This is a genomic window from Streptomyces novaecaesareae (assembly GCF_000716875.1).
Lineage (GTDB): Bacteria > Actinomycetota > Actinomycetes > Streptomycetales > Streptomycetaceae > Kitasatospora > Kitasatospora novaecaesareae.
In genome coordinates, this window is record NZ_JNWQ01000128.1 from 1 (window position 1) to 13,110 (window position 13,110).

Here is a 13,110-nt window from a genome sequence, read left to right on the forward strand (position 1 = left end):
GAGATCTACACTAGACCGCTCGTCGGCAGCGTCAGATGTGTATAAGAGACAGAGGTACACCCGTGCGATCTCCGAGAACCCCCGCCCTGCCGGCCCTCCTCGGCACCCTCGTCCTGCTCCTCACCCTCGCCCTCGCCCCGGACGCCGGAGCGGCAGCCGGCTCCCCGGCCTCGGCCTGTGCCCTGTCCGGCACCACCGGCTGGACCGACGAGGGCCACGACACCGACCGAACCCGCTTCCAGCAACCGCTCGGCACCAAACGCGTGCTCACCCTCTTCGTCGACTTCCCCGACGCCCCGGCCGACGGCCCCACCTCCGCCTACAGCGCCCAACTCGCCCCCGCGGCCGACTGGATGTGGCAGGCCTCCTACGGCCGCACCTGGCTCGCCGTCACCCCGCTTGACCGCTGGCTGCGCATGCCGCAAGCCTCCACCACGTACGGCTTCCAGCGCGGCATCGGCTTCGAACAGCACGAGGCCTACGTCCGCGACGCTGTCGCAGCCGCCGCCCCCTACGCGGACTTCTCCCGGTACGACCTGATCTACGTCGTCCCGCCCCGGACGGCGGCCGCCATCAGCTTCACGCCGACCTACGTCTACGACCCCACCACGAGCGGTGTCACCGCGAACGGCACCCGGATCAAATGGGCCGTCACCTTCGGCCAGGACATGTGGTACTGGGGCCCGAAGATCGCCGACCACGAGACCGGCCACACCTTCGGCCTGCCCGACCTGTACGCCTTCACCGGCACCGACCAGCACCGGTACGTCGGCGGCTGGGACCTGATGGGGCGGATCGGCGGGCCGGCCCCGCAGTACACCGGCTGGGAGTCCTGGAAGCTGGGCTGGATCGACGACGACCAGGTCGCCTGCCTGCCCTCCCCGGGCTGGACCACCGTCCAGCTCAACGCGGTCGAGTACACCGGCGGCACCAAGATCGCGGTGATCCGCACCGGCGACACCACCGCCTACGTCGCCGAGTCCCGCCGCGCGGCGTACACCGACCAGCACCCCTGCTCCACCGGCGTGCTGATCTACCGCATCGACACCTCCGTCCAAACGGGCTACGGCCCGGTCCAGGTGGTCAACGGCAACCCCGCCGACACCCCGCCGGCTGGCTGTACTCCGCTCGACATGGCCGCCCACCGCCCCGGCCAAAGCTTCACCGACTGGTCCGCCCGGGTCCAGATCTCCGTCCGCAGCGGCGGCCCGTACGGCGACACGGTGCAGATCAGCCGCTGGTGACCGGCATCCGGAGCCTGCGGGGACGATACTTCCCCCTGGCCCCGGAGGGCCTGAAGACCTCGGCCAGCTGGCCGACTTCGCCATGACTGAAGTCGAGCTCAGGAGACTTCTGTCCGAACTGAAGGCTACGGACGACCAGACCACTGGAGCGGGTTTGCCGACACTCGCCGGCCGGATCTCCGCGCTGTCGGCCGAGGCTTCACAGTCCAGGTCCGCAGAAGCTCTCCGTACAGCGAGGGAGGCAATGAACGAGCGACTCCAGGCACTTCGCCAGCGGAAGTCCTTCCAGAAGAGCCAGCGGCAACTACTGAGGCACCTTAAGGGTTGGGCCATCAGTACCCACTCGGTGCGCCAGTTGGAGCGGTCACCCAAGTTGTTCGACCTCGTGATCATCGACGAGGCCAGCCAGTGTTCCGTCCCGTCGATCTTCCCGTTGCTGCTCCGCGCCAAGCGGGCGCTGATCATCGGCGACCCGATGCAGCTGGGGCACATCGCCTCGATCTCCCCCCAGCAGGAGAGAACCGCCAGGGAGCGCGCTGGGTTGAGCGCCGCCTGGTTGGAGGAGCACCGGCTCTCCTACCGGACGCATTCCTCTTACGACGCCGCCCGCTCAGGTGCGTCGTCAGCACTGCTACTCGATGAGCACTACCGCTGCCACCCCGAGATCGCGGATGTCGTGAACGGCTACTGCTACGCGGGGCGGCTGAAGGTGCTGACCGACATCCGCGAACAGGTACCGGCTGTGGACCTGACCGGGGGCCCCGGTCCCGGGGCCGTGCTGTCGTGGGTCGATGTGCCCACCGGGGAGTCCGCCCGCGGCCAGCGCGGGGGATCCTGGTGCAACACCATGGAGGTGTCGGCTGTCGAGCGGGTGGTGTCCGAGTTGCTGAGCCACCTGCCTGTCGATGCGACCGTCGGCGTTGTGACTCCCTTCCGGGCACAGAAGGAACTCCTGGAGCGGAGACTGCGCGACGACCGCGTCCTGGTCGGAACGGTGCACGCCTTCCAGGGCGGCCAGCGCGACGTCATGGTGCTCACCCTCGTCGCCACCGACAACGCGCCGCAGAACACGATCCACTGGGTGGCGGGCCAGATGAACCTCTGGAACGTTGCCGTCACCCGAGCCAGGTCTCAGCTGATCACGGTTGGCCACCGTGCCTTCTGGCAAAAGCACGCCGGGCTTCCGGCCGAGCTGGCGAGCCGGTCGGTCCCGGTCAACCGCGACCGGACCACCAGACCGGCTGCGCTCGATCACGTGCCCATTACCCCGGTTCCGGTGTCCGCACGACACACTGAACTCGCCGACCGGCTCCAGGCCCACCTCGACGACCACGGCATCCATGCCCTGGAGCGCTCTGTTCCTGTCGGGGGGACGACCGTCGACTTCGTGGTCACGACACGCGGCCAGGTCTCGGGGAATGACGAGAACGTCGTGCTGATCATCGACGAAGGCCCGCGGAACGACGAGGAGCCGGCGCGCCACCTGCGACTCACACAGGCTCGCTGCGAGCTTCTCGTGGGGCTGCCTTCGGGTGGAGTCGGGGCGAAATCGGCACCGGTCACCCGGAGCATCCGCATCCCGGCATGGCGTATCTTGGCCGGAACAGGCGTGCCAGGTCTCACCAGTTGAGCATGCAGATACCCCTCGGGCACCGACGCACTGGTCGGCGGCGATCCACGGTGAATCGTCCGTGGTCGCCGCCGCCCAGCGTTCGGGTCGCAGCTCGCCGCTACTCCTCCTGCCAAGCCCACTGAGCCGCGATCAGGTACCAGTTCTTCGACATGGGATCCTGGATTTTCACTTCCGCGTTCGGCAGTTGACGTCATATGGAGCGATCCACCAGCCGAACGCCTCTGTCCGCCCGGTGTCGCTCCAGTCCGTACACTGAAGTCACGAGTACGTCGTCGAGTGTTTCCGCCGATTCGAAGGCGAGGCCATGTCCGACTCCTCCGTCCCGCGCTCCCGTTCCCGTGGATCCTCCCGACGGCGGAGGTTCCGCTTCATCGACCAAGCTCGTTTCGCCCAACCGGAGTTGCTCGCCGAACGACTGCTCATCCATGTGGACGCCACGCGAGTGGGGTGGGTGCGAGACCAGCTCAACACAGGCCGGAGCGGGCTCGTGATCGGTGGGCCGAAGGCCCTCAGGAAGGCACTGGACCTACGGGAGGAGGGCTATGAGGACGTGCTCCTCGCCGACCCGGCGTTCTACGAGGTCGGCATCGCGACGGCAGACCTGCCCTACCTGCAGCGGACCGGTGAGTTCCCCGCCACCGACCCGCTCGGTCAGGCAGTCCAGGAGCAGCTCGCCGTCGGAGCGACGGCGGCGCTCACGCCAACCGGGTACCTCCGAGCCGGGGACACGGCCGCTGTGCGAGCTGCTGTGCGCGAGGTGGTCGTGCGCGAGGATCCTCGAATCGTGCTCGCGCTACCGATCGACGTCGGCTGGCTGCAGATCGACCTGGTCGACAGTCTCATCGATGAACTGAGCACAGCACCGGGATCCAAGGCCATCATGCTCGGCGGCCAGTTGGACCCGCTGGCGAGTTTCCCCGACGCTCTCACCGGCCTGGCCCGGGTCCTGGCTCAGGTACCGGGCACCGCCCTGCTGCGGGCCGATCTCGCGGCGTTCGGCGCGCTCGCCAGGGGCGCGGCATTCGCCGGCTACGGGCTTTCAGGGCGCCTCCGGCACATCGTGCCGCCCGGCGAGCCGACGAAGAGCTCGGGGTTCGCCGATTCCCCGTCCGTTCTGTTCCCCGAGTTGATGGCCCTGTTCTTCGGAAAGACCCTCGCACGCCGCTTCGCCGCGACGCACGCACCCGTTTGTGAGTGCACGGCCTGCGGACGACGGCCGCTGGACAGCTTCCCGAGCAATCGTGACGCCAAAACGGCAGCCCAGCACAACACATCCGTGCTGTTGTCCTGGCAGCAGACGTTGCAGACCCTGGCACCCGGGCCCGACCGCCAACGGTGGTGGCAGGAACGCTGCCGTGCCGCCGTGAACCGCTATCCGCTCGTCAACGCCGCCATCCAGCAGCCGAACGGATTCAGGGTCCAGCCGCAACTGCTGCGGTGGTCCCTCCTGAATGCGACGGCACCTTCGACATCGACAGGCGCAGGAGCGGACTGAGAGGCGGGCGGTTCAACCAAGTCGTCCGTACAGCTCCTCGACGAAGTGCCAGGCCGCTGCGGTGTGCCGCAGAGGCCTGTACGCCTCGGGTTGCAGGGCTATCCGGATCCCGTCCTGCTCATGGACGAAGACGCCGATGCCGTAGAAGGCGGCCTCCGTCAAGATCTCGTCCAGCCCCGCGCACGGGGTCCGGCGGAGCAGGACGGCTCGGCGGCAGAACGGTGCGAATCGGCCTGCACGCTCGAGACCCCGCCGCCAGTCGGTGGCCGGCACAACCGCGAGGTCAACGGCGAGCGGCCGGACCGCTCGACGTGTCACCAGCTCCGTGTCCGACTCGACCGCTCCGTGAGGGAAACCACGAACCTCTACTCGCTGCGGGAGCGAGCCCACCGGAACGGGAAGGTCGACCGGAAGGCCGAGCAGGCACTCCAACACGGGGATGCTGTCCAACCGCTCAGCGCCAACCGCTTCCCGCCTGCGATGCTCACCTTCATCAATCCGGTACAGCAGAAGGGCACGGGTGCCCAGGACCGAGAGCGTGATCCCTTCACTCTCCGAGGACACCTGTGAGAGGGCCGCCTCGCGGACAGAGCGCCAAGCCGCAGGATTCGCCACACTTGCCATGGACCCCACCTTGCCGTACAACGCGGCACCACGGCCAGGCGCCCCTCCCCGCCGGGCTTCCGGGATTGCACGGGCGGATCTCGCATCCTCAGGGCAGCACGGGCCCGGGTGGCCGCGTCGGGCTAGGGCAAGGAGCCTTCTGGCACCGGGATCCTTCCGGCTGGACACGCGAGGTGAGGTCCTGAAGTCTTAAAGCCGCCTTCCCTGCGCAACCGACCCGCAGCTGAACCGCTGGGGACGGGTTACGGACTCGTCGAACACCCTGTCTTCTGCCTGAGACCGGGGCTCAGCTGCTGCGGGCCGCGCCATCCAGATGGCCTCTCGGCTGCTGCCAAAGCGGCCATCCCTTCCGCAGCGGCTGGATGCCAACTACCGTGAGTCTTCGCCATCTTCGAACATGCAGGTTGGAGGCTCTGGTGTGGTGCTCGCTCGGGATACTCATGCTGATCTCGGGCGGAAGTCTGCGGTCTTGATCATCCGTCATGTCATCGGTCGATGCTGTCGCATTTGGGTCATTGAGCCCAACCCAGCCAGCCGGATTGTTGATGTCAAGCAGCCGCTCGCGGCGGCGCGGCCCGCACGGCACATCGGCCCCCAGCGTCATCTCCCGGTGCGGCACGGTCTCGCGGCCCACGGCCGGCGATGGCGTTCGCGAGCGTCGCAGCCAGATCTCCGTTGTATGTAGTGTGCGGGAATGACGAAAAGCGAGCGGCTCGCGGAGCAGTTGGACTGGCACTGGCGCATGAACCTGCGGCCGCGGCTGGACGGACTTACCGATGAGGAGTACTTCTGGGAGCCGGTGGGCGGCTGCTGGAGCATCCGCCCACGTGGCACGTCGGCCGCACCGATGTCGGAAGGTTCGGGGGAGTGGACGATGGACTTCGCGTCCCCAGATCGGGTGCCGGAGCCGGCGCCGGTGACCACGATTGCCTGGCGGCTGGCGCACATCATCGTCTCGTGCCTGGGCTATCGGGTCGGATGGTACTTCGGCGGCCAGGACGTCGCCTCCGAGACATTCGCCTACGCGGGGACCGCTGACGAGGCGCTGAAACAGCTCGATGAGATGTACGGGAGATGGAATGCGGGGGTCCGCGCGCTCTCGGACGCTGACCTGGAGAATCTGCCCACGGTGGGTCCCGAGCGGTTTCCCATGGAGAACAGGGTCCTGCACGTCAATAGGGAGTTGATCCATCACGGCGCTGAGATTTCCCTGCTGCGCGACCTCTATCGCTGGCAGGGACGGAGCCGTACCGCGCCGACCATGACTTTCCGGTAACCGGCGATCGAGCTTCGGAACCTACGTGGACTCCGTGACGCTCCGTGGCTGCGAGCTTCAGTGAAGCTTCGCCATCTTTCGAACGTGCTGCTCGGCGGTGCTGGCGTGCGGGCTCTCCGGGGTGCTCGAGCTGGTTGATCGCGGGAGTCTGGGGTCTTGATCGTCCTTCACGGCACTGTCATCGGCTGGCTTCGAGGTTGGTCAGGACGAGCAGGGCGCGCAGGAGGGCGGTGGCGCGGGTGGGGTCGGTGCGGAGCTTGGTGAGGATCCGCCATGCCTTCAGGTGGGCGAAGTCGTGTTCGACGGGGGCGCGTCCGGCGGCCAGGATCCGGTTGGCCTGCTTCTGGCCCGGGGTGAGCTTGCGGGCGCGGGTGGCCTTGTAGCCGGTGACGATGACCTGGTCGTCGGCGTTCTTGGGCTTGTCCACGCCGAGGAAGCCGAGGTCGGCCAGGGCGCCGAGGCCGGCTGTCTTCAGGTGTTCGACGATCTTGTCGCGGCGGGCGGCGGTGGCGTCGTGCGTGCGGCCGGGCCGGGCGGCGGAGATCCAGATCAGCTTGCCCTTCTCGTCGGTCAGGGCGAGGAAGTGCAGGCCGTGGCGGTGGTGCTTGCCCGAGTAGTTGGGCCGGTTCGCCTTCCCGGTGCGGCGCTGGGTGGGGATCAAGGTGCCGTCGATCAGGACGACCTCCCCGCCCCGCGCGGCTATCTTGCGAAGCGCCCGGTCCAGGCGCGGGGCCTTCGCGGCGAGCAGGTCGATCATCTCGTCGCGCCAGCGCCGCAGGGTGGACTCCGGGACGCCGTTGCCGCCGGCCAGGTCCAGCAGCCGCTGGTCGTGCCGCAGCATCGCCAGCACGAGCACCGCGATCCGACCGACTGGTAGCGACCGATATGGGGAGCGGATCGCCTTCAGGCGGGATCGCAGCAGGTCACGAAGGTAGTCGATGGTGCTCGTGGACAGGTCCAGGCGGCACTGGTAGACAAGGGAGACGCCCTCGGCGGGCTTGTTGGTGTTCGTCACACAACGTCAACGGTCGCCGGGGGCGCAGCGGTTACCCCTCAAGCCCCACGGCGCCGCAGGTCACAGGCGCGTGGTGAACTTGCCGTCGGGCAGCTTGCGCAGCCACCCCCGCCCGGCGAGCTTGGACAGCTTCCCGCGCAGCGGCTCCAGCTTGCCGCGCACCGCCACCTCCAGCCCCAGCTCCTCGCCGACCTGCTTGGTCGCAACCGGCCCGCCGGCACCGCGGACGATGGCCAGGATCCGCTGGTAATCCGGCGGCAGCGCGTCCACTCCAACGCCGGGTCCGCGGTGCGGAACCAGCAGCACCGCGTGGCCCGCGACCTGCACCGAAGCCGGTGCGGCTACCGCTGTCTCCGCGGCGAACTGCTCGGCCATCCGCTTCCAGACCCGCTCGGCGACAGCGAGTTCGTCCCGCTCGGCCCGCACCTGCTCCAGCTGCTTGACCAGCTGGTCTTCGAGTTCGTCCAGCTCCGCGCGCCGTGCCGCGACCCGTTCCGCGATCTGGGACTCCGCCATGAACCGGATCTTAGGTGGCACCTCGCCCGCGACGCGGAGAAATCGGCGAAACCACTTCGGCCGCCCCGTCAGACGATCAAGACCGCAGACTCCTGCCCGCGACCGGCACGAGCACCGCGCAGCCCTGTTACACCAGCCCCTCCGACCAGCACGTTCGAAGATGGCGAAGCTTCATGGGTCAGTTAAGGATCGCCCTGCGGGTCTACGCCACCGAAGGAGACACCCCCGCCACGGTCATGGCCCGCGCGTCCAGGTTCCTCACCGATCTCGACACCGAGCGGTCCGCGACCTGCATCTACGTCGACGCCGACGTGGAGACCAGAACACTTCGCCTGGTGCGGGCCGGCCGCCTCGAACCACTCGTGCGGCACAGTACCGACCTCACCGGCTGGGCCAGCGTCCGCGGTGGCCTGCCGCTCGGCGTGGCCACGGTGTTCGGCCAGGACGGCTACCCCGAGACCCGTCTCGACCTCAACCCCGTGGACACCCTGCTGCTGTGCACCGACGGAATGGTCAAACACCCCGGTCGGGACATCGCGGACGGCATCGAAGCCCTCGCCGCCGCCATGCGCACCGGCCCGCGGGACACCGAGGCGCTCGCCAACCACCTCTGCGGCGGCCATCCGAGCCGCCTCGGCAGCAGCGACGACGTGGGACTCCTGCTGCTGCACCGCGCAGCCGTACCCGGCACCCACGCCACCCGGCAGATGACCCAGCACGTCCACCAGGCCGATCCGGAAGAGTCGGCGGAGACCCAGGCCATGATCCGCCAGGACCTGGCCGCGTGAGGTGCAACCGACCTTCTGCCGGACGTCGAACTCACTGCGGACGAACTGATCACCAACGCCTTGGTCCACACCGACGGGGGCGCACTGCTCACCGCAAGACTGCGGGCCGGGACCGGCCCCTGCATCCGCCTGGAGATCCGGGACCACTCCAGCGTCCTGCCGCGCCGTCGGGCCCCCCGGCGAGACCGCCACCTCCGGCCGCGGTCTGCTGCTGGTGAACGCCCTCACCGGGAACTGGGGCGTGGAGCCGCTCGGCAGCGGCAAGAACGTCTGGTGCGAATTCCCGCTGGCGGGTTGACCGTCCGCCGGTAGCTCACATGCGCGGCCACTCGTCGGTCCGCGTCGCCGCCGACAGCTCGACCCCAGTCGCGCCCTGTCGCCGTCACCGCCGAATTCGCTTTCGGCCACAATCAACCCTCGGGCAGCCACAGTTGAGCAGACCCCGGAGGCAGCGGCACCCTACTCAGGGCGCGGCGAGGCCGGTGGGATGCTCACCGCTCCCCGCACGTCAGTCGATCTTCCTCGGTATCGGATCCGTTAGCATGCGTCGTTAGTTTTCGAACACACGGGCTGGCCGGTCGTCGGTCCGAACGCATGGGGGGCATGCATGGCAGATCCTGACGCGGGCTTGCAATTCAAAGTCAATCCTGCCGAACTGGACGGCTGCGGACAGAGCGCGCAGCACATCGGGGGCCTGATACCGGGCGAGACGTCGAAGCTCGCGGAGCCGTGCAACCAGGCCGCCGGTACCCTGCAGGGGTGGCTGACGGCCGCGGCGGTGCGCGACTGCGGGGCCAACTGGAAAACGTTGCTGGACAAGCTCGCCGGTGACATGGGCAACGTCGGCACCAAGCTCGCCACCACGGCCACCTACTACCGTCAGGCCGAGCAGAACGCCCACAACAGCATGCGCAACCCGGCCGCCCCCGTCCCGGACGAGCCGGACCCGTTCGGCACGACGGTCGTCCCGGGCCCCGTGAAGCCCTCCAGGGCGAAGGCGGCCGAGTAGCCCGATGGACATCAAGACGCTGTACGACGCCAACGTCATCAACATCACCATCGCGAAAAACGCCTTCGACACGCTCTACTCGGCCTTCGGCCGGCACATCGAGTCCTGGCAGCACGAGGTCGCCGACCGGCTCACCAACTCGCACTGGACCGGCACCGCATCCGACCACGCCCAGGCCCGGATCCGCTTCCTGGGCACCGAACTCCAGTCCGCCCACAGTGAGCTGGACCTCGTCGGCAAGGCCCTCGCCAAGGCTGCCGAGCAGTTCGCGCTGGCCCAGTCCCACCTGGTCTACGCCCTCGACGACGCCAAGGCCGCCAAGCTCAACGTCGCTCCCGACGGCACCATCACCTGGGACAAGGAGCCCACGTCCGCGAACTACGCGGGAGCCGGCGCCGAGACGACGGCCATCGCGATCAGCAACCCCATCACCGCCGCGCTCAACGAGGCCGCCCACGCGGACCAGGAGCTCAGCGCGCGGCTGAGCCACTTCGCAACCAACGCCAGCAATGGCACCGGCCTGGACGCCGCCACCGTGGCCCAGGACCTGGCCGCCCAGACCGGGCGGGAGCAGATACCGCCCGCAGGCACCGAGCCGGCCAGCGTCAAGAAGTGGTGGGACGGCCTCACCGACACCGAGCGGCAGAAGTTCATCCACGAGCACCCCGATCAGATCGGCAACCTCGACGGCGTGCCCGCGGCCGTCCGCGACCAGGCCAACCGGGTCAACCTGAGGAACCTGATCAAGGACCGCGAGACCCAACTCGCCAACCTCGGCCCCGAGCCGACGAGGTACCTGAGCGTCGCCGAGACCAACGGCGGGCCAGTGGAGAACCCCGACTACACGGAGTGGAAGCGCAAGCACGACGCCCTGCAGGAGAAGCTCACCGGCTTCCAGTCCATTCAGAAGCGACTCGACGGCAAGTTCGACGACGGTGGCGGGCCGAACTCCGACCCGCCGCTGCTGTTGCTGGGCATCGGCGATCAGGGGCAGGGCCGCGCGATCCTGTCCTGGGGCGACCCGGACAAGGCCAAGAACGTCTCGTCGTTGGTGCCCGGGCTGAACAGCACTCTGGCAGGCGTCGGAGCGGGCGACGCCTCCACAGCGAAGCGCATCTACCAGTCAGCCACGACCGCTGCGACGGCCAACGGTGACGTTCCCCCGAGCGTCGCGTCCGTGTTCTGGCTGGGGTACGACGCCCCGCAGCTGGAAGGCTCCGGCTCCTCGGTGCTCATGCAGGACCGGGCGGAGGAGGGCGGGGCCGCGTACAACAAGTTCCTCCACGGACTCCGGGCCACCCACGAGGGTGCACCGGCGCACATGACCGCGCAGGGGCACAGCTACGGCTCCCTGGTGGTCGGGAAAGCGACCCAGCAGCCCGTTGGCCTGCCCGTCGACGACATCGTCCTGGTCGGCAGCCCGGGTGTCGGGGTGGACAAGGCGACGCAGCTCGGGATCGGTGCGGACCACGTGTACGTCGGCACGGCCAAGTACGATCCCGTCGCGGACGCGCCGGCTCCCGGGATGCTCATTCCCGGCTGGGCCGCGGTCGAGGCGATCACGAATCCCGACGGGTCGTGGCACGGCACGGACCCGGCGAGCGAGAGCTTCGGCGGGCAGCGCTTCTCAGTCGCGGACGGGACCGTGACCGACTCCCACGACAACTACTTCGGGAAGCACGACAAGGGCGGCGACTCGCTCCCCAACATCGGGAAGATCGTGAGCGGCCACGGGAACACGATCACCAGAGAGGACCCGAGGTGAAGGCCGCGGTATGGCGCATGACCGTGCCGGGGGTACTGCTGGCACTCCTGATCGGCTGGTACGCCTGGCCGGAGCCCGAGGAACCCACCGTGCCGGTCGAGCAGGCGCAGCACCGGATCGAAGCCGAGCTCGCCGACGTCGCGGGGGCCTTCCACCCCGGGCTCCAGTGGACCGAAGCGAGGTACTACAGCCTGGCCGACACCACTGGGTTCTGCGGTACCCAGGGATGCAAGAAGACCGGCCGCGCGGAACTGCTGGCCGAGCAATGGGGCCGGGTCCGGATCGGGCCGGGGAAGCAGAATGAGCGGCTCGACCAGGTGCAGAAACGCTGGACCGCGAAGGGGTACGTGGTTCGACGTGAGCAGCGGCTGCTGGAGGTGAAGGATTCGCAGCAGCACCTCCAGTTCCTGATGGGCGCGGACGGCTGCGCCGAGCTGCATGTCTCCGTGGTCGATGTCGCCGACTCCACCGAGCCCGACGGCTCAGGCGGATTCGCGCAGGGGCCACCGGAGTCCATCAAGGCGGAGTGCGCGACGGTCGACGACCCCTACTGGTCGCACTGACACCGGGAGCCCGCCCGGCCCGGGCTTCCTCGAGCCGGGCGGGCTCGGCGGCCTCCCCGCCCCGGGTCGGCCGGCGCTCCTGAAGTCTGCAGCCAGAGGAACATTTGTCGGACACGCCTGGGTGCACCGTGACTCCGGCGGGCAGTTGGAAGCGCGGATCGCTCTGCCCCTGGCTCAGGAACTGCCGAAACGTGGTGCCGGGTGGTCGAAGAGGTCTTGGGCGACGCCCGAGAAGGCCTCCACCCGGGTGCGGTTGAGGCGGAACACGTGCTCGGTGCCGACGAACGGATGCCGAGGAGTTCGTGCTCCGCGTCCTGGAGGCTGCCGATCGCGGCGTGCGAGACGCCCTCGTATCGCTTCCGGCCCTGCCGGTTGGTGAGGTAGGGGACGGTGGCGTCCGCATCGCCGGCGAAGGCGGTCAGGCTGGCTGCGCCGGTGTGGGCGAGGGTGTGCTGGAACCAGGCGTAGTGCCCCGGTTGGAGGTGGAAGCCCATCGCCGACTTCGTTCCGGCCGCCCGCCGTGGCACGGGCTACGGCGTCTTCGCCGCCGTCCACGGCCTGGCCTGGCTCGCCGACTTCACCCTCATCAGCGCCCTGTACGGCCACTCCATCACCGCCGTCATCGTGTTCACCGTCGCCACCCAGGCCGCGGCACTGGCCCTGTTCATCCCGCTGGCCGTCCACCGGCCCCTCAGCCCGAAGCTGAGGCGGCACACCCGCTCGCCGGTTCGGCTTCCGAGCGCGGGGGCGGCGGGTTCGGTCCCGGGTGCAGGACCTTCAGGAAGCGTCCGAGCGCCCCGGTGGTGTCAGCGAGGGCGCAGGCGGTGAGTGAACCCCCTGTTTCTGACAGCACGGTCTGCACACCGCCGAGGCCTGCGGCGGGAAGGTCGGCATTCCTCACAATGAAGTTCCTCACGTGGTGAGCCGGGCGGCATGCCCGCCCACAACCCAGGCTTCCCCGGTCACCTTCACGGCGGCCCCGTCCAGTCTTGGTCGAAAGCGCCGCCGCAAGCGCCCCAGCCTGGCCCAGCACGTGCCGGTCGGGCGGCAGGACAAGGCTGTGATGGGACCTTTGGCCTGGCCCTAGTGTCCTGCGCCGGAGATTCGTCGTTAGATCTTGCATGAGTGATTCTTCGGATGTGCCGGTGCGTCGTCGTGGTCCTGCGTTGGAGCCGTTGGTGT

11 protein-coding genes and 1 pseudogene are annotated in these 13,110 nt (G+C 68.7%); 8 read left to right on the top strand and 4 right to left on the bottom strand.

Translation table 11 applies throughout. The annotated features are described in order from the left end of the window. The first annotated feature begins 62 nt into the window (after positions 1-62). The 3 genes from OP86_RS30720 (at position 63) to OP86_RS34140 (ending at position 4,372) form a co-directional block, all read left to right on the top strand. Positions 63-1,244 carry a M6 family metalloprotease domain-containing protein gene (locus OP86_RS30720; protein WP_030259094.1) on the top strand — a complete coding sequence of 394 codons (1,182 nt, stop codon included), beginning with the start codon at positions 63-65 and terminating at the stop codon, positions 1,242-1,244. An 82-nt stretch (positions 1,245-1,326) separates the two neighbouring features. Next, positions 1,327-2,874 (top strand): DEAD/DEAH box helicase, encoded by a 1,548-nt coding sequence (locus OP86_RS30725; protein WP_078589089.1) that lies wholly within the window; start codon positions 1,327-1,329, stop codon positions 2,872-2,874. Between the two features lie 307 nt (positions 2,875-3,181). Next, positions 3,182-4,372 carry a hypothetical protein gene (locus OP86_RS34140; RefSeq protein WP_157849887.1) on the top strand — a complete coding sequence of 397 codons (1,191 nt, stop codon included), beginning with the start codon at positions 3,182-3,184 and terminating at the stop codon, positions 4,370-4,372. 12 nt (positions 4,373-4,384) lie between these two features. On the opposite strand, the gene OP86_RS37005 is transcribed toward OP86_RS34140, so the two are convergent. Then, positions 4,385-4,534 carry a hypothetical protein gene (locus OP86_RS37005; protein ID WP_157849888.1) on the bottom strand — a complete coding sequence of 50 codons (150 nt, stop codon included), beginning with the start codon at positions 4,532-4,534 and terminating at the stop codon, positions 4,385-4,387. Positions 4,535-5,690: 1,156 nt separating this feature from the next. Between OP86_RS37005 and OP86_RS33100 the strand changes: the two are divergent. Further along, positions 5,691-6,261, top strand: a pseudogene (locus tag OP86_RS33100) (DinB family protein). A gap of 189 nt (positions 6,262-6,450) precedes the next feature. Here the strand turns inward: OP86_RS33100 and OP86_RS30745 are convergent. Both OP86_RS30745 and OP86_RS38490 read right to left on the bottom strand, forming a co-directional pair. After that, the gene (locus OP86_RS30745; protein WP_030058125.1) at positions 6,451-7,287 is read right to left on the bottom strand and encodes an IS5/IS1182 family transposase; all 837 of its coding nucleotides are present in this window, start codon (positions 7,285-7,287) and stop codon (positions 6,451-6,453) included. A 60-nt stretch (positions 7,288-7,347) separates the two neighbouring features. Beyond that, positions 7,348-7,803: a hypothetical protein gene (locus OP86_RS38490; protein ID WP_030058124.1), complete on the bottom strand. Its 456-nt coding sequence runs from the start codon at positions 7,801-7,803 to the stop codon at positions 7,348-7,350. 173 nt (positions 7,804-7,976) lie between these two features. On the opposite strand from OP86_RS38490, the gene OP86_RS34145 reads away from it, so the two are divergent. From OP86_RS34145 to OP86_RS30770, 4 genes are all read left to right on the top strand, one after another. Next, on the top strand, positions 7,977-8,591 hold the full coding sequence (locus OP86_RS34145) for a PP2C family protein-serine/threonine phosphatase (protein ID WP_078589091.1): 615 nt from the start codon (positions 7,977-7,979) through the stop codon (positions 8,589-8,591). A gap of 628 nt (positions 8,592-9,219) precedes the next feature. Continuing rightward, the gene (locus OP86_RS30760) at positions 9,220-9,600 is read left to right on the top strand and encodes a WXG100 family type VII secretion target (protein ID WP_030058123.1); all 381 of its coding nucleotides are present in this window, start codon (positions 9,220-9,222) and stop codon (positions 9,598-9,600) included. A gap of 4 nt (positions 9,601-9,604) precedes the next feature. Then, positions 9,605-11,365, top strand: coding sequence for an alpha/beta hydrolase (locus OP86_RS34150; RefSeq protein WP_051831054.1), 1,761 nt, complete (start codon positions 9,605-9,607; stop codon positions 11,363-11,365). Then, positions 11,362-11,928, top strand: coding sequence for a hypothetical protein (locus OP86_RS30770; RefSeq protein WP_157849889.1), 567 nt, complete (start codon positions 11,362-11,364; stop codon positions 11,926-11,928). The genes OP86_RS34150 and OP86_RS30770 overlap by 4 nt, the downstream gene beginning before the upstream one ends. 530 nt (positions 11,929-12,458) lie before the next feature. Here the strand turns inward: OP86_RS30770 and OP86_RS30780 are convergent. After that, positions 12,459-12,596 (bottom strand): hypothetical protein, encoded by a 138-nt coding sequence (locus OP86_RS30780; RefSeq protein ID WP_157849890.1) that lies wholly within the window; start codon positions 12,594-12,596, stop codon positions 12,459-12,461. Between the last annotated feature and the right edge of the window lie 514 nt (positions 12,597-13,110).